Source organism: Teichococcus aerofrigidensis, assembly GCF_054073225.1.
The window spans coordinates 1-23,344 of record NZ_JBSXMU010000060.1; the positions used below are offsets into that span (position 1 = coordinate 1).

Below are 23,344 nucleotides of genomic sequence, written 5' to 3' on the forward strand. Positions count from 1 at the left end.
TGCACGCCCTGCAGGCCGCCGGGGTCGCCGCCGGGGTCGTGGCCTGGCCGACCCGGCTGCGGCGGGACCCCCATCTGGTGGCGCGCCGCTTCTGGCAGGCCACCACGCGCGCCTTCCTCGGCCCGCACGAGCAGCCCTCCGCGCCCTTCCGGCCGGCCGGCGGCGAACCCTTCGCGGTGCGCCGCCCGGCGCCGACGCTGGGCGAGGACAACGACACCGTCCTGGCCGGGCTGGGCCTGGATGCCGGGGCGCGGGCCCGGCTGGCCGAGGCCGGGGTGATCGGCCGGCGGGCGGTGCCGGTCTCGGAGCGAAGGAAGCGCGCCCCCGCCGCATGAGAAGGGCGCGCCCGCAACAGGATGAGGAGTCCCCGACCATGTCCATGTTCACGCGGCGCGCCGGCCTCGGCGCGGCCCTGGCCGCCCTCCCCCTCCTGCCCCGCGCCCGGGCCGCGGCGGAGGCCTGGCCGGACCGGCCGATCCGCCTCGTCTATCCCTTCGCCCCCGGCGCCGGCGACGTGCTGGCGCGGCTGATCGCCGAGCAGCTTCACCAGTCGCTCGGCCAGAGCGTGGTGCTGGAGAACAAGGCGGGCGCCAACACCATGATCGCCGCCGAATCCGTCGCCCGCGCCCCGGCGGACGGCTACACCATCGGCTGGGTGGCGACGAGCACGCTCTCGCTCAACCCGAACCTCTATCCAAAAATCCCCTACCGGCTGGAGGATTTCGCCCCGCTGCTGCGCGTCTATCGCGCGCCGCTCGCCTTCGCCGTCACGGCGAAGCTGCCGATCCACACCGTCGCCCAGGCGCTCGACCACATCAGGAAGAACCCCGACATCGGCTTCGGCAGCGTGGGCAACGGCAGCTCGCCGCATATCGCCATGGAGCTGATGATGGCGCAGGCGAAGGTCCGCATGCAGAACGTCGCCTATCGCGGCGAAGTGCCGATCGTCACCGACATGGGCGAGGGGCGCATCCCCTTCTATGCCGGCTCGGTCTTCTCCCTGCTGCCGCATCTGGAGAGCGGCCGGTTCCGCGTCCTCGCCGTCACCTCCGCCGAGCGCAACGCCGCGCTGCCCGATGTGCCGACCCTGCGCGAGACGGTGCATCCCGACGTCGTCTTCGAGTTCTGGCACGGGTTGGTGGCGCCCGCCGGCGTGCCGGCGCCGATCCTGCAGAAGCTCGCCACGGCGCTGGAGGCGGCGGTGAACAGCGAGGCGGTGCGCAGCCGCGCCACGCCCGACGTCACCCTCGACCCGCTGCCGCTCGACGACTTCGCCGCGCTGGTGCGGCGGGAGCAGGAGGTCTATGGCCGGTTGATCAAGGCGCGCGGCATCGTGTTGTGAAGGGCGAGGCCGGTCCGGCCCAGGTCGGGGACGCATTCAGATCGGCTGCGTGACGGCGGCGATGAAGGCGAGCGGGGCGAGGAAGCCCTGAGCCGGGCGGTCGTGGCGGGTGGCGACGCGCCGCCAGTTCCCGAGGCGGCAGAAAACGCCCAGCAGGTCGCTGCACGCTCCGTTGCAGGGCCGGCCCGCTGGCCCTGCCTGTTGCTAACAGCACGGGCCAGCACCTTCCCTTCCGTTTGCAAACGCCCCGCCATGCCCGCATCCTCCAGCACAATGCCGAGCGGACCTGCGGATGGAGCGGCACCCTCCCTCGAGCGTCGAGCAGGCCTACTTCTCAGTACCCGTGCCTGGCGTCGGCCTCCTCCAACGTCCTATCCCGTTCTCCCGCGGATCCATGGCCGCCGCCGCCGGGCGTCGCCATCATGACCGTGTCGCCCGTCTGGAGCACATATTGCCGCTTGGGATCCACGGCCTTCCCGTTGATGTGCAACACGCCCGGCGCGCCGGCCTCGCCGCCTTCGATGCCGAAGGCCGGGAAGAGCGTCCGCTCCGCCAGGAAGGACACGGCGATGGGGCTGTCGGAGCGGCTTTCCATCAGCACCTCCTGCCCCAGTCCGCCGCGATGCCGGCCGCGTCCGCCACTGCCGGGGCGCAGGCGCTTATGGTGCACCCGGAGTGGCGCGATGTGCTCGGTGATCTCGACCGGCGTGGAGGACACGTTGGACGGCCAGGAGAGGCATGAGATCCCGTCGCCGCGCATGTTGGCGCCCATGCCGCCGTTGAAGAAGAACATGTTGGCGTAGGGCTTGCCGGCCGCCGTGACGCCGGATTGGTTCATGCCCCACATCGGCGAGCCGCAGGCGGCCATGACCCGATCCGGCACGATCTGCCCGAGGCAGCCGAAGACGAGCATCGGGATGTAGTGCCCGATCAACATGCGCGATCCGCCCGAGGCGGGGAAGACCGGGTTGACGATGCAGCCCGCCGGCGCCTCGATGCGGATAGGCCGCCAGGCGCCCTCGTTGTTCGGCAGGTTGGGGCTGGTGCAGACCTTCACCCCATACATCGTCATCGCATAGGTGTAGCAGAGCGCGCAGTTGATGGCCCGGTCCACCTGCGGGTCCGTCCCGGTGAAGTCCGCCGTGATCGTGTCGCCCGCGACGGTCATGGCCAGCCGCAGGGTGATCGGCCGGTCCATCAGCCCGTCGGTCTGCAGCGAGCTGGTATAGGTGCCATCCGGAAGCGCCGCGATGGCGGTGCGCATGGCGGCGTCACAGCGCGAATGGATCTCGCCCGCCAGGTCGCGCAGATGCGGCAGCCCGGCCTGCTCCATCAACACCAGAAGCCGCTCCTCCATCAGGTCGAGCGCCACCACCTGCGCCCATAGGTCGCCCATGGTCTGGTCGGGCGTGCGGACGTTCTTGCGGATGATCGCGATCAGCGTGTCGTCCTGCTGCCCGGCGCGCAGCAGCTTCATCGGCGGGATCTGCAGGCCCTCCTCGAACACCTCGCGCGGCTCGGGGCTGCGGATCTTGCCGCCGATATCCGGAGCATGCGCGGTCGAGGCGCTGAAGGCGACCAGCCGACCCTGGCGGAAGATCGGCTTGGCCACGGTGATGTCGGGCAGGTGCCCGGTGCCGAGCCAGATGTCGTTGGTGATCAGCACGTCACCCGGCTGCAGCGTCTCCTCCGGGAAGTGGCGGATGAAGTGCTTGACCGTCTCGGGCAGGGTGCCGATGAAGCTCGGGATGCTTTCCGTCGCCTGCACCAGGGACTGGCCCCGGGCATCCGTCACCACGCAGGAGAAGTCGTAGCTCTCCCGCACGAGGGTGGAGAAGCTGGTGCGGACCAGCGCCGCCGCCGCCTCGTCCACCAGCGAGATCAGCCGCCGCCAGAGCAACTCGATCTCCACGGCGTCGAAGCGCCGCACAGCCTGCGTTTCGTTCATGCCCGTTTCGTTCATGCCACGCGCTCCGCCAGGATGGAGCCGTCGGGCAGCACGCCGATGCGCGCGCGGGGGCCGACGACGAAGGTGCTCTCATTCTCCTCGAAGACCGCTGGCCCCTCGAGCACGACGCCCGGCGCCAGGCCGTAACGGTTGTAGACCGGCGTCTCGATCTCCCCCGCGTCGGGGAAGTGGACACGGCGATGTCCCTTCAGCGCCTCCCCGCCAGCCTCGCCGCCGCCGATCCGCAGCGTCGCGCCCGCGCCCGGCATCGGCGCGGAGGCGGACAGGCGCAGCGCCACGAACTGCACATTGGCGCCCGGTGGCGTGCGCCCGAACAGCTGCCGGTAGGCGCGTTCGAAGGCGGCCAGCACGCCCCCCGCATCGAGCCGCTCCGGCAGGGCCACGGTGATCTCCGAACCCTGGCCGACATAGCGCATGTCGGCGAGGCGCCGCACCGTGCAACGGGCCAGATCGGCGCCGGTGCCGCCGACGACCTCCAGCGCCTCCCGCTCCAGCGCCTCGAAGGCGGCGGTGATCTCCGCCCAGTCCGCCGCCGCCAGCGCTTCGTTGCGGGAGGTGACGCGGTCGATCCGGGCCGGGGCCATAAGCATGCCGATGGTGCTGCCCGCTCCCGCGCCGGGCGGGCAGACGACGCGGGAGACGCCGAGCTTCGTGGCGACGTTCCAGGCATGAACCGGCGCCGCGCCGCCGGTGGCCAGGAGCGCGTAGTCACTCGGGATGCGCCCGCGCTCGGCGATGGCGACGCGCGCGGCGCCGGCCATGTTCTCGTTCACCAGGTCATGGATTCCCGGCGCGGCGCGCCCGGCCTCCAGACCCAGTTGGGAGGACAGGCCTCGCAGCGCGGCGACCGCCGGGCCGGGATCGATGCGCATCGTGCCGCCGAGGAAGAAATCGGGATTCAGGTAGCCCAGCGCCAGATCGCTGTCGGTCACGGTGGGCTCGGTGCCGCCACGGCCGTAGCAGACGGGGCCGGGCTGCGCGCCCGCGCTCTCCGGCCCGACATTGAGCGTGCCGAGTTCGGAGCGGCGCGCGATGGAGCCGCCGCCGGCGCCGATCTCGATCAGCTCCACCGTCGCGATCTGGATCGGCAGGCCGGAGCCGCGCAGGAAGCGCTTGGTGCGCGCCGCCTCGAAGCCCCAGGCCACCAGGGGCTCGCCATCGTCGACCAGGGCGAGCTTGGCGGTGGTTCCACCCATGTCGAAGGCCAGCACACGCTCGAGCCCCGCATGGCGCCCGAACCACGCGCCCGCCAGAGCACCCGCCGCCGGGCCGCTTTCCAGCAGTTGCACCGGCGCGCGCTTGGCCTCGGCCACATGCGTCAGGCCGCCGTTGGAGAGCATGAGGAAGAGGCCGCCCGGAATGCCTGTCTGCTTGAGCGCCGCCTCCAGCGTGTCGAGATAGGTTTCGGCGATGGGGCGGACATAGGCATTGGCGGCGGTGGTGGCCGTGCGAGGATATTCACGGATCTCCGGCGCGATGTCACAGGAGAGCGACAGCGAGAGCCGCGGGAAGCGCGCCGCGATGGCCTCCGCCGCCATCCGCTCATGCACGGGATTGGCGTAGGCATGCAGGAAGCAGATGGCGAGGCTGGTGACGCCCTGCGCCACGAGATCGGCCACCTCGGCGAGCGTCGCCTCGACATCCAGCGGCCGCTCGATGCTGCCATCGGGCGCCAGCCGCTCCTTCGCCTCGCGCCGCCAGGGGCGCGGAACGAGTGGCCTCGGCATTTCCAGGAACAGGTCGTAGAGCTCGTACTTCCGCTCGCGCCCGATCTCCAGCACGTCGGCGAAGCCGGCGGTGGTCAGCAGCCCGGTGGGCGCGCCCTTGCGCTCGATCAGCGCATTGGTGAAAAGCGTGGTGGCATGAACCACCCGCCCGATCGCGCCGGCCGCGATCCTGTCGCGCGCCAGAAGCCGCTGCAGCCCGGTGATCGCGCCGCGCGACGGGTCGTCCGGCGTCGTGCTCTCCTTCCAGATGCTGGCCCGACCGTCGGCGGGATCGAGGATGACGAGATCGGTGAAGGTGCCGCCGATGTCGATGCCCAGGGAAAGGGGCGAGGATGAGGATGGCGCTGTCATGGTCTTTCCTGGATACGTGCGGAGCCGGGGCGGAGGTCAGTCCCCGCGGATGTTGTTGGCCTGCACGACCTTCTTCCAGCGCTCGCGGTCCTGCAGGATGCGCTGGCTGAAGGCTTCGCCGAATTCGCCGAGCGGGAGCAGGCCGCGCTCGACGAGGATCCTGGCTGTCTGCGGGTCATGGACGACGTCGCGGAACATCTGGCCGAGCCCGCCGCGGATCTCGGCCGGCAGGTTCGCCGGACCGGCCAGTCCGAACCAGTTGTTGATCTCCATCGCCGGGATGCGGCCGGCCAGCGGGGCGAGCTGCGGCGCCAGCGGCGTCGGCTCCCTGGCCGTCACGCCCAGGCCCTTGAGCTGGTCGGCGGCGATCTGCTGCGCCACCTCGGCGACATTGGCGACCATCATGTCGATCCGGCCGGCGGAGACATCGAGCGTCGCCGGCGCGCCGCCGCGATAGGGCACATGCGTCATCTCCACGCCGGTCGCGCCGCAGAACAGGGCACCGCCAAGATGGTTGATGGAGCCGTTGCCGGAGGAGGCATAGGTCGCCGCGCCCTTGCGCGACCGCGCATACTCGATCAACCCGTCGATATCGGCGAAGGGCGCGTCCGGCCGCGCCACCAGCGCCATCGGCGTGCCGGCGAGCGCCACCACCGGCGTCAGCTCGCGGTCGAGGTCGAGCGGCACGGGAATGCCGGGGATGGCGGGCAGCACGCTCATCATGCCCATGATGGCGCTGCAGAGCGTGGCGCCATCCGGCGCCGCGCGGGCGGTCGTCTGCGCCGCGATGAAGCCATAGGCGCCACTGCGGGTCTCCGGCACGATCTGCACGCCACGCAGGCGCTGGGCCCCCTCCGCCACCACGCGGATCAGGATGTCCACCGCGCCGCCAGGGGGATAGCCCACCAGCACCTGGATGGGGCGGGGTGGCGCCCAGGAGGCCCTGGCGAGCGGCGGAGACAGCGCGGTGGCCGCGGCGGCGCCGGCGAGGGCGCGGCGCGGAAGGTGGACGAACGGCATCGACCTCACTCCATGGGCATGGCGAGCGAGCTGGCGGGATCTTCCCCGGCCGCGCGGTCCAGTGTCCGAGCGGTCCGCTTCCCGTCGCGGCGGTGCCGTTCTGGCGCCGCGCATCCGGTCGCCTCGCAGATTCGACAGGATCGGGCTCTCCGGCAACTGAAACTCCGGCATGCGCTCATGACGGAATGGAATAAACTCCGGCGATGCGACGCCATGTCCCGCCGACCGCCGCGCTGCAGGCCTTCGAGGCCTGCGCCCGCCATCTCAGCGTCTCCCGCGCCGCCGAGGAACTGCGGCTGACGCAAAGCGCGGTCAGCCGACAGCTCGCGGGGCTCGAGGCGCTACTGGGATTGCGGCTCTTCCAGCGGGTCCGCCAGCGCCTGGTGCTGACCCCGGCCGGCAACGCCTATGCCCCGCGCGTGCGCGTCAGCCTCGCCCGGCTGGAAGGCGCGACGCGCGACCTGCTGGCGCATCGCGGCACAGGCGGCACGCTGAACCTCGCCGTCTCGCCCACCTTCGGCACGCGCTGGCTGACGCCGCGCCTGCCCGCCTTCCGCACCGCCTATCCAGGCGTGCTGCTGAACTTCATGAACTACACCACGCGCCTGGCGCCGATGGACTTCGCGGCGGAGGATGTGGATGCCGCCATCATGATGTCCGAGGAGGCCGTTCCTGGCATCCGGCGGCACCCTCTGATGCCGGATGCCCGCCTGCCCGTCTGCACGCCGGCCATCGCGGCGCGGTTGCGCGCGCCGGCCGACCTGGGGCGGGAGATCCTGATCCAGCAGACCACGCGCCCGCGCGGATGGGTGGAATGGCTGGACCAGGCGGGGGTGAAAGGCATGGACGGGCTGCGCGGCCCGCTGATGCAGCACACGGCCATGGTGGCCGAGGCCTGCGCCGCCGGCCTCGGCGTCGCCCTGCTGCCGCGCTTCCTGGTGCAGCAGGAGATCGGCGCCGGGCGGCTGGCGACGCCGTTCCGGCAGACGCTCGGCGGCGAGGCGGCCTATTGCCTGGCCTATCCCGAGGCGGCGGAAGACATCCCTACGCTGCGCGCCTTCCGCGACTGGGTGATGGGACAGGCCATGGCGGCGGCGCGGCGCCCCTCGGCATAGTTGGCGCTGGCGGGGCCTGATCCGGTCTAGGTCGGCGCCGCTGCCACGCCGGGAAGGTTCGCGGACAGCGATCCCTGCGGGCATCGGATCTTCGCGTCCGAAGCGGGCGTCAGGCCCCCGCGCGACCGTTCAGCGTCCCGCCGTCATCTCCGGCACGGGCGTCAGAACGGGCTCACCGGCGAGGAAGCGCAGGATGTTCCGCCGCACGAGATCGGCCGAGGCCTCCAGGATCTCGGGCGCCCAGGAGGCGACATGCGGCGACAGCAGCAGGTTGGGCGCATCCAGAAGGGCCCGCGGCACATGCGGTTCATCCTCGAAGACGTCGAGCGCGGCGCCCTGGATGGTCCGGGCCGCCAGCGCCTCGACCAGCGCCGCGGTATCGACCACGCTGCCGCGGCCGACATTCACCAGGAAGCCCCGCGGCCCCAGGGCCTGCAGCACCTCGCGGCCGACGATGTGCCAGGTGGCCGCGCCGCCGGGCGCGGCGATGACGAGGATGTCGGCCTCCCGCGCCAGGTCCAGCAGGGTGGGCACGAAGCGCCAGGGGACATCCGCCCGCGGCTGGCGCTTATGATAGGCGATCGTCATCTCGAACGCCTCCGCCCGCCGCGCGATCCGCTCCCCGATCGCGCCGAGGCCGACCAGCCCCAGGCGCTTGCCGCCGGGAATCGGCCGGGCCTGCAGCGCCTCGCGCCAGCGCCCCTCGCGCAGGGCGCGGTCGAAGCCGCCGAGATCGCGCATCAGGGCGAGCAGCATGGCCATGGCATGATCGGCGACGGCCGAAGCATTCAGGCCGGAGCCGTGCGTCACCGTCACGCCGCGCTCCAGCGCCGCCCGCACATCGACATTCTCGTAGCCCGTGCCGCTGCAGCAGATCAGTTCCAGGCGTGGCAGGCTGGCGATGACCTCGCGGCCGAGGCCGATGAAGCCGGTCGTCACGGCGACGCGAACCTCCTCGCGCACCGGGGCGGGTGGCGGCGCCTCACCGGGCGCCATGCGATGCAGGCGGAAACCTTCCGCCTCGAGCGCCGCCTGGATGACCGGCGAGGTCGATCGCAACAGGATGTCGATCGTCATCACGGACTGCTCCTCTGTTCAGCACCGCCGATTCCGGCTTCGGTCACCGCCGCCGCGGAGGCCTGCTTCGGCGCGGCGTGGCGCATGGTGAGCCGGGAGGCACTCGCCAGGGCCGCGCACAGCGCGATGGCGGCGCCGAGGGCCAGCGAGATCTCCAGCGCGAGCGCGACGGGGGCGGCCAGCGCGACCGCCGCCAGCGTGCCGCCCAAGGACTGCCCCACCAGCCGGGCGGTGCCGAGCATGCCGCTCGCCGCCCCGCTGCGTGCCCGGGGCGCGGTCGCCATCAGGACGCGGTTGTTGGGCGACTGGAACAGGCCGAAGCCCAGGCCGCAGAGCGCCATGCGCCACGCGATGCCGACCGTCCCCGTCTCCGCCGTCATGCCGGCGAGGGCCAGCAGCCCGGCGGCGAGCACCGCCAGACCCGCCGTGCCCAGGATGGCGGCGGAAAAGCGGTCCGCGAGGTGGCCCGCCACCACGGCGATGGCCATGGTGCAGGCCGGCCAGATGGCCAGTTCGATGCCCAATCGGGCGGCGTTCATGCCGGTCAGCCGCTCCAGGTGGAAGGGCAGCACGACAAGGGCCAGCATCTGCGCCGCGAAGGATAGGACAGAGGTCAGCACCGAGAGGCGGAACAGCGGAATCCGCAGCAGGTCGAGCGGCATGACGGGCGGCGCCACGCCCTGGCGGCGCAACAGCAGCCTGGCGCCGGCGGCCGCGCTCAACGCCAGGGCACCGACCGTCAGCCAGGCCGGATAGCCATGCGCCAGTCCGTTCGCCGCCGTCAGGAACAGGCCGAGCATGCCCGCGCTGCAGGCGCCGCCGCCGAGGTCGAAGCGATGCGCGGCCAGAGGCGTGCGCGGCACCGAGCGCAGCGCCAGCAAAAGCGCCGCGCTGCCCAGCGGCACATTGACCACGAAGAGCAGCGGCCAGCCGCCGAGTTCCAGCAACAGGGCGCCGACCGGCGGGCCTGCCGTCATCGACACGCCGGCGATCACCGCATTGACGCCGATGCCCCGGCCGAGGTGCGCGGCGGGATAAACGAAACGCAGGATGGCGATGTTGACGCTGAGGATACCCGCCGCGCCCACGCCCTGGGCGATGCGCCAGACCACGAGCGCCGCCAGCGAGCCGGACAGCGCCGCGCCGGTCGAGGCGATCAGGAAGACCACGAGTCCGGCGAGATAGACTCGGCGATAGCCATGGATCTCGCCCAGCGCGGCGAAGGGCAGCAGGCAGACCGCCATGGCGAGCTGGTAGCCGCTGACCAGCCAAGTCGAGCCGCTGGGGCTGGCGCCGAGGTCCCGGGCGATCTCCGGCAGCGCCAGGTTGACGATGCTGGTGCCGAGGCCGCTCAGGGTCACGGCGCAGGCCATGGTGAGAATGGCGAGGAGGCGGCGCGGGAGTGGCAGCCCGTCCTCCCCGTTCACAAGGGGGATCATGATTGTTCTGGGCGCTTCCCGGAGCGGTCCGGTTCAGGCGTCGGCGATCATGGTGGCACTGGCGCTGGACCAGCTGGCGAGCATGCGGTCACCGGGGCGGAACCCCTGCCGCGGCACCGCCTCGTCGCCATTGGAGAGATAGGCCAGGAAAGACTCGCCATCGTCGAGCCGCAGGTGGATATGCGTGGACTGGCCACGATAGCGAACCTGCTCGACGGTCCCCGGGATGCCGTTCTCGACCGGCGCCTCGGCGGAAGCCGGCTGCAGGCGAACGGCCTCCGGACGGATGGCGATCAGCGGTCCGCCGGGGCCCGCGCCGGCGCGCACCCGCGCCAGCCCGCCGCCGTCGAGCCGCATCACGACTTCGCCGCCCTCCCGGCCCAGCGCGCTGCCGCGCAGGAAGTTGGAGGCGCCGAGAAAGCCTGCGACGAAGCGGTTTGCCGGGTGGCTGTAGACCTCCTCCGGCGTGCCGACCTGCTCCAGCACACCGCCACGCATCACCACGATGCGGTCGGCCATGGTCATGGCCTCTTCCTGGTCATGCGTCACCATGACGGCGGTGATGCCCAGGCGCTTCTGGATGGCACGGATCTCGCCCTGCATGGCCTCGCGCAGGCTCTTGTCGAGGGCCCCGAGCGGCTCGTCGAGTAGCAGCAGGGAGGGTTCGATGACGATGGCGCGCGCCAGCGCCACGCGCTGCTGCTGCCCGCCCGAAAGCGCCGAGGGCAGGCGCTCGGCGAAGGGGTCGAGCTGCACCAGGCGCAGGGCCGTGGTAACACGCGAGGCCACTTCGGCCCGTGACACCCGCCGCATCTGCAGACCGAAGGCGACGTTCTGCGCCACCGTCAGATGTGGGAACAGCGCGTAGTTCTGGAACAGCATGCCGATGTTCCGGCGATGCACCGGGATATGCGTGACACGGTAGCCGTCGATCAGCACGTCGCCCGATGTCGGCTGGACCAGGCCGGCCACCATGCGCAGCGTTGTCGTCTTGCCGCAGCCGCTGGGTCCAAGCAGCGCCACCATCTCGCCGGCGGAGATGCGCAGCGTCACATTGTCCACCGCCAGCGTGCCGCCGAAGGACTTGGTCAGGCCGGACAGCGCCAGGTCGGTCGGATTGGCGGTCACGGTCTCAGCCTCCGAAGATCTGATTGAAGCGGTCGACAATCGCGCTGCGCTGCGGATTGATGTGATCCCAGTCCAGCACATAGAGCTTCAGGTCACGCATGCGGCTTTCCGGATAGGGCGCCACCGCCGCGACATCCCTGTTCAGTTCGATGCCGGTGACGGCAGGGGCGGCATAGGTCGCCTCCGCCAACCCTTTCTGCGCCTCGGGCGAGAGGATGCGGTCGATCAGCGCGGCACCCAGATCGGGCTCCGGCGCATCCTTCACCAGGGTCAGGCAGTTGACCCCGGCGAAGGAGCCCTCGGCCGGCTCCATCAGGCGCAGCGGCGCGCGGCGGGCGACATAGGGAAGCACCGATTTGGAGAAGTCCGGGCCGGCGATGTCGCCCTGGCCCTGCTGGATCTGCAGGGCGACGGCACCGACGATCTCGTAGATGGTCTGCACGTTGGGCCTGAGCTCGGCCATCTTGTCCCAGCCCTTCTCCAGCTCGTACTGCGCCTCCAGCACCGGCTTGCCGGTGGCCAGCGAGGCGGCCATCACCAGAAGCTGCACGCTCTGCGTCTGCTTCGGCGTGATCATCATGTAGCGGCCGCGGTAGCGTTCGTGCCAGAGGTCAGCGAAGCTGGCCGGCGGATGCGCCATCTGCGCGTTGAACCAGGGTGCCACCGAGGAGATCGCGAAGGCGGCGCCGTGACTGTCGTTGTAGAGGAAGTTGGGGAAGACCTTCGCCAGGTTCGGGATGCGATCGGCCGGAAGCTTTTCGATCAGCCCCTCGGCCTTGGCGATAGGGATGCCGACGTCGTCCATCATCATGACGGAATAGGCCGGGCTCGCCTTCTGCGTGCGCAGGATGGCGATATTGCCGAGCGTGACGTTCTCCGTCTGCAGCACGCGGCAATCGAAGTCGCGCTGGAACTTGGGCACGATCTGCTTCCGCACGTATTCGCCCTGCACGCCGCGATAGGTGCCGAGCTGCACCGTCTTTCCGGCGGCCCAGGCATTGCGGACGAAGAAGAGCGGAGCGGCCAGCCCGGGGGCGCCGAGCAGGACGCTGCGGCGGGATGCGGCCGGGGGGGCGGTGTCGTCCATGGCGGTCATTGTCCTTTGCGTTGCGGTGTCCGGCTCCCGGTCACACGCCCATCGCCTTGCGCAGGCCGACGAGCTTCTCCAGGGCGAGGACGGCGAGAACGCCGGTCACGATCATCAGGCTCGATGTGGCGGCGACGGAGGGATCGAAGACGCGCTCCATCAGGCTGTGCAGGTAGATCGGCAGCGGCATGGTCTCGACATCCGCCAGCCAGAAGGAGATCGGGAAGTCGTCGAAGGAGATCATGAAGGCGAAGAGGCAGCCGGCGGCGATGCCCGGCAGGATCTGCGGCACGGTGACGCGCCAGAAGACGGTGAAGGGGCTGGCGCCGAGGGTCAGCGCCGCCTCCTCCAGGGAGCGGTCGACCTGCTTCAGGCTGGCGGTGATGGTGCGGATCAGATAGGGCAGCGTGATCAGCACATGGCCGATGAAGAGGTTCACCGAGGCCTCCATCATCCTCATCATCGACATGAACTGCAGCAGCGCCAGGCCGGTGATCAGGATCGGCAGGATCAGCGGCGAGAGCAGCATCGCCTCGATGGCGCCGCCGCCCGGCACGCGCCAGCGATCCAGCGCATAGGCCGCCGGCATGCCGAGCGCGAAGGCGGTGAGCGCCGCGGCCAGCGCCAGGAGGGTGCTGACCAGGAAGGAGTGCTGGAACTCGGGATCGTTCAGCACCGTCTCGTACCAGGAGAAGGTGAAGCCGACGGGCGGGAAGACCGCGAAGGCCGCCTCGGAGAAGGACAGCGCGACCACGACCACCAGCGGCGCCAGCACAAAGAGCAGGATCAGCACGGCCATCGTGTAGGTCACGAACCCGCCCAGCCCGGACAGACGTCCCCGCATCATGCCTCTCCCTGCGCGGCCGGGACCGCAGCCCGGCGCCGGTTCAACATCCAGGTCACGCCGATATGCGCTCCGAGGGCGATCACCACCATGAGCGTGGCGATGGCCGAGCCCATGGGCCAGTCGAAGACCGTGGTCACCTGCTGCTCCAGCAGGATGCCCAGCATCAGCCCGCGCGGCCCGCCCAGCATCTGCGGCGTGACATAGGAGGCGGCGGTCAGCGAGAAGACGATGGTCAGACCGACCGCCAGGCCCGGCACGCTGAGTGGCAGCGTGACGCGCAGGAAGGCGCGGAAGGCCGAGGCGCCGAGCATCCGCGCCGCCTCGTTCAGCGACGGGCTGATGCGCGACAGCGAGGTGGCGATGGGCAGCACCATCAGCGGCAGGAAGACATGCACCGAAGCAACGACCACCGCCCATTCGGTGTAGAGGATCTGCAACGAGACCTGGCCCAGGCCGAACAGGCCGAGCGCCCAGTTCACCACGCCGTTCGGCCCGCTGCCGAGCAGCAACTGCCAGCCATAGGTCCGCACCACCACGCTGACCACCAGCGGTGCCACCACCAGCATCATGGTCAACCGGCTGAGCGCCGAATGCCCATAGGCGATCACCATGGCCAGCGGATAGGCCAGCAGCGCCGTGAACAGCGATGTCAGCAGCGCGATCTTCAGGGTGAGCACCGTCACCCGCTGATAGGCGGGTGTCAGCAGCAGGCGGCCATAGCCCGAGACGCTGAAGGGCAGGCCGACATCGCCGGCGGCCGACTGCGTCAGCACCGAGTAGCTGAGCAACGTCAGCGAGGGGATGACCAGGAAGACCACCAGGAAGGCCACCGCCGGCAGCAGGAGGAACAGCCCCACGCTCCAGCGTGGCAGCCGGATCGGTCGCGCCGCCACAGGGGCGTCCAGCGTCGCGGAGGAGCCGGAGGCCATCATGCGCCCTCCTCCGTCGTGAGGCGGTGGGCGAGGCGCCTTTCCAGGTGGTGGATCGTCGTCTTGCCGCGCCGGAAGTCGGGATCGTCCAGGATGAGGCGATGCAGGCCGATATTGGTCGCGACGCCCTCGATGCGGATCTCATTCAGCGCGGCGGACATGCGGCGCAGACTCTCCTCGCGATCCTTGCCATGGGCGATGACCTTGGCGATCAGGGAGTCGTAGTGCGGCGGCACCTCGCTGCCCGGCGCCATGTGGCTGTCGACGCGAATGCCCGGCCCGCCGGGCGCGTGCCATTCCGTCACGCGTCCCGGCGAGGGCAACCCGCTGAACGCATCCTCCGCATTGATGCGGCATTCCAGCGCGTGGCCCTGGATGGCGATGTCGTCCTGATCAAAGGCAAGGCGCTCGCCCATGGCGACGCGGATCTGCTCGCGCAGGATGTCGATCCCGGTGATCGCCTCGGTGACCGGATGCTCCACCTGGATGCGGGTGTTCATCTCGATAAAGGCGAAGAGGCCGTCCTCATAGAGGAACTCGAAGGTACCGGCGCCGCGATAGCCAATGGCGCGGCAGGCCGCGGCGCAGCGCTCCCCGAGTGCTGCGATCTCAGCGCGCGGCATGCCGGGCGCCGGCGCCTCCTCGACCACCTTCTGATGGCGCCGCTGCAGCGAGCAGTCCCGCTCGCCGAGCCACAGGGCGGCCCCGTGCTGGTCACAGAGCACCTGGATCTCGATATGGCGGGGATGCTCCAGAAATTTCTCGAGGTAGAGCTCGGGATTGCCGAAGGCGCGTCGGGCCTCCTCCCGCGTCATCTTGATGGCCTCGCGGAGCGCCGCGGGCTCGCGCACCACCCGCATGCCGCGCCCGCCGCCACCTCCCGCCGCCTTGACGATGAGCGGATAGCCCGTCGCCTCAGCGATGGCGGCGCAGGCGGCGTGGTCTTCCGGCAGGGCGCCCTCGCTGCCGGGCACGCAGGGGACGCCGGACCGGCGCATGGCCGCCTTGGCCTCGATCTTGTCGCCCATCATGCGGATCACCGGCGCGGTGGGGCCGATGAAGACCAGCCCCGCCCGCTCCACCGCCTCGGCGAAGCCGGCATTCTCCGACAGGAAGCCGTAGCCGGGATGGATGGCCTCGGCGCCGGTGGCATTGGCGGCAAGCAGGATCAGCCCGGGATCGAGATAGCTGGCGGCCGCCGGGCCGGGTCCGATGCACAGCGCCTCGTCGGCCAGCGCCAGATAGGCGGCGCCCGCATCGGCGGCCGAGTGCACGACGACGCTTCGCAGTCCCAGGCTGCGGCAGGCACGGATCACGCGCAGGGCGATTTCCCCGCGATTGGCCACCAGGACGGTGCGAAACGTCATGTGCCGGCGTGCCCGTCAGGAGGCCAGTTCGGTCAGCGGGACGATCTGCCCCCCGCCCTTCTCGACCGTCTCGCGCACCGTGCGGGCGATCTCCACCGAGCCGGCCGTGTCGCTGTGCACCAGCACGCACTGGGCATCGACCTTGATGCGCTTGCCGGACTGCGCCGTGACGGTGCCATCGTCCATGAACTGCAGGATGCGGGCGCGCACCACCTCGAGGTCGGTGATCACCGAGTTCGGCAGCTTGCGGCTCACCAGCTGCGCCTCGTCGTCATAGGCCCGGTCCGCGAAGATCTTGCCGACGGTGCGCAGCCCGATGGACTTGGCGTACTTCTCGCCATGCGTCTTGACCGAGACAGCGACAATCATGTCTCTGTCGAAGGCCTTGTAGATGTCCATCATCAGCTCGGTATAGACTGGGTTGGCGCGCGACATCTCACCGAAGGCGCCATGCGAGCCGGCATGCGTCACTTTCCAGCCGCCGACCTGCGCGATCGCCGCCAGCGCGCCAAGCTGGTAGAGCGCGTGCTTCTGCATGTCGCGCGGATCGATGTTCATCGGCACGCGGCCGAAGCCCAGCAGGTCCGGCAGGCCGATATGCGCGCCCACCGCGACGCCGTTCTCCTTCGCCGCCTCGACCATGCGGGTCATGATCACCGCGTCGCCGGCATGGTAGCCGCAGGCGATATTGGCCGAGGAGATGATCTTCATCAGGGCCTCGTCATCGCCCATCTTCCAGCGGCCGAAGCCCTCGCCGAGATCCGAGTTCAGGTCGATCTTCATGCTCATTCCTTTGTGTCCGCGGCCAGCGGGAGGATGTCGAAAAGCGGCGCGCCGAAGCCCGCGATTTCGCCATCCCGGCCGCGCACGGCCTCGATGGCACCGTCGCAGGGCGCGACGACCGGTTGCAGCAGCGGACCCACGGCCAGGTAGGCGAGAATGTCGCCGCGGGCGACGGTGTCGCCCGCGCCCGCGCCGCCATCGCCCGCCGCCGGCGGATCGCGCGTCTCCGCCGGATGCCGCAGCAGCAGGATGCCGAAGGCCACCGCATGGACGGTCTCCACGGCAGGGGCCGCGCGTGGCGTCGCCTCCGGAACCGCGCCAGCCAGGGGGCGCGCCGGCAGCGAAAGCCGGAGCGCCGTGTCGCCCTCGGCCAGTTCCAGCTCGGTCACGCCTGTGGCGCGCATCAGGGCCAGGAGCCCGGCGAGGCTGCCGGTCAGGTCACGCATCACGCCGCGCTCCCCAGCTCGCGCCTACCAAGCCAGGCCAGGTGCCGGAGCTCGCCCAGATAGGCCGCCGCGGCGCGCTCCGCCGCCCGCGCCGCGGCGGCATCGCAGGGCGCGAAGCGCAGCGTGGCGCCCGGCGCGGCCTGAGCGATGCGCCAGAGATCCGCCTCGATCACGGCGCCGATCTTGGGATAGCCGCCGGCCGAGTTGCCGTCCTCGAGCTGGATGATCGACTGGCCCGAGGGCGGCACCTGGATCACGCCGGGGACGATGCCGTGCGAGCGCATCTCCACCAGTTCGGTGCGCCGTAGCGGCACCGCGCCTTGCAGCCGGTAGCCCATCCGGTTGCTCTGGCTGGTGACCGCCCAGCCCTGCGACCAGAGCAGCGCCTGCGAGGCCGCGTCGAACTGGTCGTATTCGGCCGCGGGGATGACCCGCAGCACGACATCGCCCGGCCCGGCGTCCGGCGCCTCGCCGCCAGGCAGCACGTCACCCGGCGGCCGCGCGCCGAGGCCGGCCGGGTCGCGTGGCGTGAAGGCCGGGGCGTCGCCGAGCGGCAGCCTGTCGCCTTCTGCCAGGGCACGCCCGTCCAACCCGCCGAATCCGGCGCGCAGATGCGTCGTCCGCGAGCCGAAGACGAGGGGCACGTCGATGCCGCCGGCGACGGTGAGGTAGCCGCGCATCCCCTGCCGTGGCGCGCTCAGCACCAGTTCCTGACCGGCGCGGACGGAGGCCGCCCACCACGGCGGCATCAGGCGCCCGTCCAGCCGCGGCATGGTATCGGCGCCGGTGAGCGCGATGGCCGTGTCCCGCGTGAAGCGCAGCCTCACGGGGAAGAGCTGGAACTCGATACCGGCCGCGTCCGGCGGGTTACCGAGCAGGGCATTGCCGGCGGCCAGCGCCAGGCGATCCATCGCGCCGGTGCGGGCGATGCCGTGGCACCGGAAGCCGGTGCGGCCCAGGTCCTGAACCATGTTCAGCGGCGGGGTGAGCAGGACCTCGATCATCGGATGACGCGCTCCACCCGGAAGCGGATCCGGTCGCCGAGTTCCAGCAGATTGGGCGGGTCGCGCCCGAGGTCGAAGGGCTCCGGCACCTCCGGCGCCCGGCCGATCACATGCCAGCCGGTCGGCGAGGCGGTCGGGCGGTCGCTGCGGCGCGGGCCGCCGAGATTGGCCTGCGCGCCGCCGATCGAGACGATGCCGCCGGCCTCGCGCATCACCGGCACCGGGCGTCGTGGGGTGAACAGGCGGGGGTCCAGCCCGAAGAGATAGCCGAAGCCCGGCATGACGCTCGGCGCGAAGACGACGTACTCGCCGGCCGCGTGCATGGCGACGATGGTGTCGATCTCCACCCCGTGATGCGCCGCGACGGCAGGCAGGTCGCCGCCCCCCTCGCCACCATAGACGACGCCGACCTCGAGCAGCCGCCCGGTGCCGTGGCGCGGCTCGGCGCGCGACCAGGCGGCGAGCAGACGCGCCGCCATCGCCTCGGCATCGGCGGTCAGGGGATTGATCACCACCAGCAGGCTGTTCATGCCTGGCTGCAGGTCGACCACGCCATCCCAGCCGCGCACCGCATCGCTGAGGCTCCAGATGCGCTGCTGCGTCGCCAGCGCCAGTGGCCCCTCGGCATCCAGCAGCAGGGCGGCGCTGCCGCAAGGCGTGACCCGTGGCGCCGCCAGTTCCATGACGCCGGAATTCATGCCTCCAGCCCCTCCGGAAGCAGGGTGAACAGACGCTGGCCGGCCGCCACGTCCTGTCCGTCCTCGGCATGAATCTCGCCGATGATGCCATCCGCATCCGCGCGCAGCGCGGTGAAGACCTTCATCGCCTCGAGGATGCAGATTTGCTGCCCGGCCTGAACCTTCGCGCCCGGCGTGACGAAGGGGGCCGCGCCCGGGGCCGGCGCCCGGTGGAAGACGCCGTGCATCGTCGCCAGGATTTCCCGGGCGGGGGTGGCCGGTGCCTCCGCCGGAGGCGGCGCGGGGTGGCGCCGGGGCGCCGATGGCGATGGTTCCAGCGCCGGCCGGGACGCCTCGCCGCGCGGCATCGCCACGCGGATGCGCAGCGGGCCGTCGGTGACCTCCACCTCGCCGCCGCCTGCCTCGGCGACAAGCTGCATCAAGGCGCGGATCGTGTCGAAATGAGACTGGTTCACGGGAATGCGGCTATCGCAGCCGGGCGACGGCATCGGCGATCCGGGCGCAGGCCTCCTCCAGCCGGCCGATCGCCGTGGCGATGGACAGCCGGATGCAGGGCGAGAGGCCATAGGCGGCGCCAGCCACCGTCACCACCCGCGCCGCATCGACGAGATAGGTCGCCACGTCGGCATCGCTCGCCAGCACAACGCCTTCCGGCGTCCGCCTGCCGAACAGCCCTCCGCAATCGACAAAGAGATAGAAGGCGCCCTCCGGCCGGTGGCAGCGCAGCCCTGGGATGCCATCGAGCAGCGGCATCACCCGGTCGCGCCGGGCCTGGAAGTCGGCGGCGCGAGTTGCCAGGAAGTCCTGCGGCCCGGTCAGCGCGGCCACCGCCGCCGCCTGGCTGATCGAGGAGATGCCGCCGAGCGACTGCGACTGCACCTTGCGCATCGAGGCGATCAATTCGGCCGGACCGCCGGCGAAACCGATGCGCCATCCGGTCATGGCATAGGCCTTGGAGACGCCGTTGACGGTCAGCGTGCGGTCCTTGAGATCGGGCGCCACGGCGGCGAAGCTGTGGAAGCGGGTCCCGTCGAACAGCAGATGCTCGTAGATCTCGTCCGACATCATCATGATATGCGGATGGCGGCGGAACACCGCGGCAAGCGCCTCCAGCTCGGCGCGGGTATAGACGGCGCCGGTGGGATTGTTCGGGGTGTTCAGCATTACCCAGCGGGCGCGTGGCGTGATCGCCGCCTCCAGGGTGGCGGCATCGAGCCTGTAGCCGCTGTTGCCGCCGCAGGAGACGACGACCGGGGTGCCGCCCGCCAGCCGTGTCATGTCGGTGTAGGAGACCCAGTGCGGCGCCGGGACGATAACCTCGTCGCCTGGATTCAGGCTGGCGGTCAGCGCCAGGAAGATGACGTTCTTGGCGCCCGCGCTGGCCAGAACCTCGGCCAGGTCATACTCGATCCCATTGTCGCGGCGGAACTTCTCGACAATGGCGCGGCGCAGCGCGGGCGTGCCGCCGACCGGGGTATAGCGCGTCTGGCCGGCCCGCATGGCGGCAATGGCGGCCTCGATGACGTGCGGGGGGGTCTCGAAATCCGGCTCGCCCGTGGCCAGGCTGATGACATCGATCCCCTGCTCGGCGAGTTCGCGCGCGCGGCTGGAGGCGCGCTCGGATGCCGATGGCTTCACAAAGGCCAGACGCTCGGCCGTGAGCTGCATGATGGGCCAACACCTTCCGCTAAAGCTCTTCGGAATGCTGGCCGTGTGGGACGCGAGGTCGCGTCAGTTCTGGAATTCCTGACCGGACATTGCCGGACCATCGGTTGCTTCGTGCCACTCGATGTATTCGATACTTTACACACCGCCGATGCGCATGCGCGATGGAAAAAGGCGATCATGTGATTAGATTTAGCTAATATGCCCTACTTCCTCGACGCCGATGACCGCGACGTGCCGAACCTCAGGCACCTCCGCCTCCTGGCGGCTGTGGCCGCGGGCATGAGCCTGCGCCGGGCCGCGTCGGAGCTGCACATCTCGCAATCCGCAGCGACCCTCAGCCTGACAGCCCTCGAGGCGCGTTACCGGGTGACGCTGTTCGAAAGACGCCCATCCGGCCTGGTGCCGACCAAGCACGGAGTGGCTCTGGCGGCCAGGACGGAGCGTTGCCTGGCCTATCTCGGCGCGGCGCTTCAGCGCCTGGGCGGACGAAGCCAGGGTGTCGGCGTGCCGGCGCAGCGGCTCTCCCTCCTTCGGATGCCGCAGCTTCTCGCCCTGGTCGCGATGGAGGAGGCGGGCGGCTTCACCGCGGCCGCCAGACGGCTTGGCCTGCGCCCACCCTCCATTCACCGGGCCATGGGCGAGCTGGAGGATGCTTTGGGTCTGGAGCTGGTGCTCCGCGGCCAGGGTGGAGCCCGCCTCAACGCTGCGGGGCTGGACATGGCGCGCGGCTGCAGCCTGGCCCTGAGCGAATTGCGCGCGGCGCGGGCGGAATTGCGGGAACTCGATGGAGAGACCTCTGGCCGTGTCGTCGTGGGCGCGGTGCGCCTCACCGCTTCAGGCATCATCCCGCAGGTCATTCAGGAGATGTACCGCCAATGGCCGGGCGCCCGTTTTGCCGTGGTGACCGGAGATTACGAGGACATGGTGCACGGCATCAGGACCGGGCGTATCGACTACCTCTGCACGACCTTGCGGGCAGACATCCCCGATGGCGTCGAGGCGGAGATCATCTTCAGCAGCGCCATCCGGATCGCCTGTCACAAGGCTCATCCCATAGCCGGGTCGGTCGATCCACCCGCGCGGGAACTGGCGCGTTGGCCCTGGGTTGTACCGGCCGCCGGAACGGGAGCCGCGGCACGGTTCAGAACCATCTTCGAAGCCGAAGGGGTCCCACCACCGAATGCGCATGTCACATCCGCCTCCTTCGATCTGACACGAAGCCTGCTTCTGGGCGGCGAGTTCCTGGCGCTGATTGTCGAAGGCGGCTCCGCCACGGACTTTGGTGTCAGCGACCTGCACGTCCTGAGCAAGGCGATCCCCAACGACCGGCGGCCGGTCTACCTCCTGTGGCGTAAGAACTGGAGCCCGACCCGTCTGCAGCAGCAGTTTCGCGCCACCATCCAGAAGGCCTGCCGGCAGGCATAGGAGCGCCTTGGCGCCAGAGCGACTGCGACGAGCAGCGGGATGATCCCGGATGCGCCGGTGTGGATGTCCGCTTGTCGGACGAGGCGTGGACCGCCATCGAGCCACACCTGCCGCGCGGCAGGCCACGCAGGCCTCGCGTGGCTGAACCGGGACATCACGATGATGCCGCCCGCGCCCTGCGCCCGTTGGAGCGATGAATCCGCCGCTGATCGGTTGACAACACCGCTGCCCTCGGGGGCCAGCGGCCACGCGCGTCAAGGGGCAGGTTTCACCGGGTAACAGCCCCGCTTGCGCATTGACGGATTGTCATGCCTTCGCCATAGATGCGAACGCTTCGCAATAACATGCGCCCAGGCGCGGTGGGCTGCCTTCGTCTGTGGCCCCGCCTCCCTGCAAGGATGCCGCAAGGCCGCCTTTCACCACTTCAGCCCAGGAAGCAAGCATGACACGCTTCGACCCGAAAATCCGCCGGACCTTCTCCGGCCTCCTGCTCGCCGGCTCGCTCATCTTCAGCGCCGGCATGCCGGGCACCGCGCTGGGCCAGTCCACCTTCGGCGCCCTGGACCAGACGTCCGACGTCCAGCTCCGCTTCTCGGCCGCCGAGCAGAACCGCCCTATCCTCGCGGGCGGCGAAGTGGTGGTGGCCGGCCAGGGCTTCCGGCCCGGTCAGCAGGTGACCCTGCTTTACGGAACGACGCCCCTTCTGGGCAGTGCGCTGGTGGCGGACGGGGAAGGGAAGATCTCCGGGCGGATCACCGTCCCGGCCCAGGCCGTGCCCGGCAACCATCCCATCGTCGTGGTGGCCCAGGGGCCCTACAGCGCCACGGTCGCCCCGCTCAAGGTCTCGCCCCAGATCCCGCTCTCCGGGCAGGAGCGCTTCGAGATCACCGAAGGCCGCGTAGCGCGCGGCCTGTACCAGTCGGCTTTCAGCCCCCGCAACAACGCGCTGTTCGTTACCGCCGCCATCGGCCGCCCGCCGGTGCGGCAGTCGGAGCTGCTGCGGGTGAACCTGGAAACGCTGGCCGTCGTCGCCCGCGTCACGCCACAGGCCGCTCCCGCACCGGCCCCGCGCCCCGGCGCCGCCGCGCCGGCCGATGGTGGCGTCTATGCCGTCTATGGCGTGGGCGTGGACGATGTGAACGACACCGTCTGGGTGACCAACACGCGCCAGAACACCGTCGCCGTCTATCGCCAGGCGGATCTCTCGCTTGTCCGGCAGTTCGAGCCCGGCACGGTGAACCACGCGCGTGACGTCGTCATCGACGCGACACTCGGCAAGGCCTATTCCAGCGCCACCTTCAAGCCGGAAGTCGTGGTCTTCAACACGCGGAACCCAGAAGTGGCATCGCGGATCGGGATCGCGTCGCGCGTGCGGGGCGGCACCTTCTCGGCCGCCAGCCTCTCGCTGAACGCCGAGGCGCATCGCCTCTACGTCGTCAGCAACACCACCAATGAAGTGGCGGTCATCAACACCGAGACCGATCAGGTGGAGAAGATTATCCCGGTTCCGGGCGCCCGCTCCGCCATCGGCGTGTCCCATGACCCGCGCACCAACCGCATCTTCGTGGCCTCCCAGGGCAGCGACAACCTGGTGGTGCTCAACGGTGAAACCGGTGCCGTCGTCGCCGATACGCTGGTCGGCGCGGGCGCGTTGAACGTGGTGTTCGATCCGGTGCGGCGCCGCGCCTATGTCGCCAGCCGCGCCGCGGGCACGGTCACCGTGACTGACGCCGACGGCAAGATCATCGCCAATCTCGGCCCCGCGCCGCTGGCCAACCACGTGGCCGTCGACCGCAACGGCACCGTCTTCGCCGTCGACAAGTCCGCTGCCGCCCGCAATGAGGAAGGCGACACCATCCTGCGGATCCGCCCGCGCTCCTGAGCGCCTGAATTGCGCCGGGCGCCTGCCAGCGAGGCAGGCG

The 23,344-nt window shown here is 70.5% G+C and carries 21 protein-coding genes; 5 read left to right on the top strand and 16 right to left on the bottom strand.

Annotation, left to right across the window (positions count from 1 at the left end):
• Positions 1-335, top strand: a 335-nt coding sequence (locus ACVMLK_RS13235) for a CoA transferase (RefSeq protein ID WP_457486648.1), incomplete at its 5' end; no start/stop codon positions are given.
• A gap of 38 nt (positions 336-373) precedes the next feature.
• Positions 374-1,342, top strand: a complete 969-nt coding sequence (locus tag ACVMLK_RS13240; RefSeq protein WP_198367178.1) for a Bug family tripartite tricarboxylate transporter substrate binding protein — start codon at positions 374-376, stop codon at positions 1,340-1,342.
• A 334-nt stretch (positions 1,343-1,676) separates the two neighbouring features.
• Here ACVMLK_RS13240 and ACVMLK_RS13245 read toward each other — a convergent pair whose 3' ends face one another.
• Genes ACVMLK_RS13245 through ACVMLK_RS13255 form a run of 3 tightly spaced genes read right to left on the bottom strand, consistent with a single transcriptional unit; the run spans position 1,677 to position 6,409 of the window.
• Positions 1,677-3,305, bottom strand: coding sequence for a hydantoinase B/oxoprolinase family protein (locus tag ACVMLK_RS13245; RefSeq protein WP_457486649.1), 1,629 nt, complete (start codon positions 3,303-3,305; stop codon positions 1,677-1,679).
• A complete protein-coding gene (locus tag ACVMLK_RS13250; RefSeq protein ID WP_457486650.1) occupies positions 3,302-5,389 on the bottom strand; it encodes a hydantoinase/oxoprolinase family protein in 2,088 nt (695 codons plus the stop codon). The genes ACVMLK_RS13245 and ACVMLK_RS13250 overlap by 4 nt, the downstream gene beginning before the upstream one ends.
• Before the next feature lie 36 nt (positions 5,390-5,425).
• Positions 5,426-6,409 (bottom strand): Bug family tripartite tricarboxylate transporter substrate binding protein, encoded by a 984-nt coding sequence (locus ACVMLK_RS13255; protein WP_457486651.1) that lies wholly within the window; start codon positions 6,407-6,409, stop codon positions 5,426-5,428.
• A gap of 203 nt (positions 6,410-6,612) precedes the next feature.
• Between ACVMLK_RS13255 and ACVMLK_RS13260 the strand changes: the two genes are divergently transcribed.
• Positions 6,613-7,524 (top strand): LysR substrate-binding domain-containing protein, encoded by a 912-nt coding sequence (locus ACVMLK_RS13260; RefSeq protein ID WP_198367174.1) that lies wholly within the window; start codon positions 6,613-6,615, stop codon positions 7,522-7,524.
• A 129-nt stretch (positions 7,525-7,653) separates the two neighbouring features.
• Here the strand turns inward: ACVMLK_RS13260 and ACVMLK_RS13265 are convergent, their stop codons facing one another.
• From ACVMLK_RS13265 to ACVMLK_RS13325, 13 genes are read right to left on the bottom strand one after another with little or no spacing between them, the layout of a single operon-like run.
• On the bottom strand, positions 7,654-8,601 hold the full coding sequence (locus ACVMLK_RS13265; RefSeq protein ID WP_422922241.1) for a 2-hydroxyacid dehydrogenase: 948 nt from the start codon (positions 8,599-8,601) through the stop codon (positions 7,654-7,656).
• Positions 8,601-10,040, bottom strand: a complete 1,440-nt coding sequence (locus ACVMLK_RS13270; protein WP_198367172.1) for an MFS transporter — start codon at positions 10,038-10,040, stop codon at positions 8,601-8,603. The genes ACVMLK_RS13265 and ACVMLK_RS13270 overlap by 1 nt, the downstream gene beginning before the upstream one ends.
• 33 nt (positions 10,041-10,073) lie before the next feature.
• Positions 10,074-11,168 (bottom strand): ABC transporter ATP-binding protein, encoded by a 1,095-nt coding sequence (locus tag ACVMLK_RS13275; RefSeq protein WP_198367171.1) that lies wholly within the window; start codon positions 11,166-11,168, stop codon positions 10,074-10,076.
• A gap of 4 nt (positions 11,169-11,172) precedes the next feature.
• Entirely contained in the window at positions 11,173-12,255 is a 1,083-nt protein-coding gene (locus tag ACVMLK_RS13280) for an ABC transporter substrate-binding protein (protein WP_198367170.1), read from the bottom strand.
• Between the two features lie 40 nt (positions 12,256-12,295).
• Entirely contained in the window at positions 12,296-13,099 is an 804-nt protein-coding gene (locus ACVMLK_RS13285) for an ABC transporter permease (protein ID WP_198367169.1), read from the bottom strand.
• Positions 13,099-14,034 carry an ABC transporter permease gene (locus tag ACVMLK_RS13290; RefSeq protein ID WP_198367168.1) on the bottom strand — a complete coding sequence of 312 codons (936 nt, stop codon included), beginning with the start codon at positions 14,032-14,034 and terminating at the stop codon, positions 13,099-13,101. The genes ACVMLK_RS13285 and ACVMLK_RS13290 overlap by 1 nt, the downstream gene beginning before the upstream one ends.
• A complete protein-coding gene (gene accC, locus ACVMLK_RS13295) occupies positions 14,031-15,398 on the bottom strand; it encodes an acetyl-CoA carboxylase biotin carboxylase subunit (protein ID WP_457486652.1) in 1,368 nt (455 codons plus the stop codon). The genes ACVMLK_RS13290 and accC overlap by 4 nt, the downstream gene beginning before the upstream one ends.
• Before the next feature lie 15 nt (positions 15,399-15,413).
• Positions 15,414-16,181: a LamB/YcsF family protein gene (locus ACVMLK_RS13300; RefSeq protein ID WP_457486653.1), complete on the bottom strand. Its 768-nt coding sequence runs from the start codon at positions 16,179-16,181 to the stop codon at positions 15,414-15,416.
• Positions 16,182-16,183: 2 nt separating this feature from the next.
• On the bottom strand, positions 16,184-16,627 hold the full coding sequence (locus ACVMLK_RS13305) for a hypothetical protein (RefSeq protein ID WP_457486654.1): 444 nt from the start codon (positions 16,625-16,627) through the stop codon (positions 16,184-16,186).
• Positions 16,627-17,631, bottom strand: a complete 1,005-nt coding sequence (locus ACVMLK_RS13310; protein WP_457486655.1) for a 5-oxoprolinase subunit C family protein — start codon at positions 17,629-17,631, stop codon at positions 16,627-16,629. Before ACVMLK_RS13310 ends, ACVMLK_RS13305 begins: the two co-directional genes overlap by 1 nt.
• Positions 17,628-18,329, bottom strand: a complete 702-nt coding sequence (locus tag ACVMLK_RS13315) for a 5-oxoprolinase subunit B family protein (protein WP_198367163.1) — start codon at positions 18,327-18,329, stop codon at positions 17,628-17,630. Before ACVMLK_RS13315 ends, ACVMLK_RS13310 begins: the two co-directional genes overlap by 4 nt.
• The gene (locus ACVMLK_RS13320; protein WP_198367162.1) at positions 18,326-18,784 is read right to left on the bottom strand and encodes an acetyl-CoA carboxylase biotin carboxyl carrier protein; all 459 of its coding nucleotides are present in this window, start codon (positions 18,782-18,784) and stop codon (positions 18,326-18,328) included. The genes ACVMLK_RS13315 and ACVMLK_RS13320 overlap by 4 nt, the downstream gene beginning before the upstream one ends.
• A 10-nt stretch (positions 18,785-18,794) precedes the next feature.
• Complete coding sequence (locus ACVMLK_RS13325) at positions 18,795-19,997, bottom strand: pyridoxal phosphate-dependent aminotransferase (RefSeq protein WP_457486656.1); 1,203 nt, start codon at positions 19,995-19,997, stop codon at positions 18,795-18,797.
• 198 nt (positions 19,998-20,195) lie between these two features.
• On the opposite strand from ACVMLK_RS13325, the gene ACVMLK_RS13330 reads away from it, so the two are divergent.
• Together ACVMLK_RS13330 and ACVMLK_RS13335 are read left to right on the top strand one after the other, a co-directional pair.
• Positions 20,196-21,422, top strand: coding sequence for a LysR family transcriptional regulator (locus ACVMLK_RS13330; protein ID WP_422922249.1), 1,227 nt, complete (start codon positions 20,196-20,198; stop codon positions 21,420-21,422).
• A gap of 442 nt (positions 21,423-21,864) precedes the next feature.
• A complete protein-coding gene (locus ACVMLK_RS13335; RefSeq protein WP_457486657.1) occupies positions 21,865-23,304 on the top strand; it encodes a YncE family protein in 1,440 nt (479 codons plus the stop codon).
• Positions 23,305-23,344: the final 40 nt, after the last annotated feature.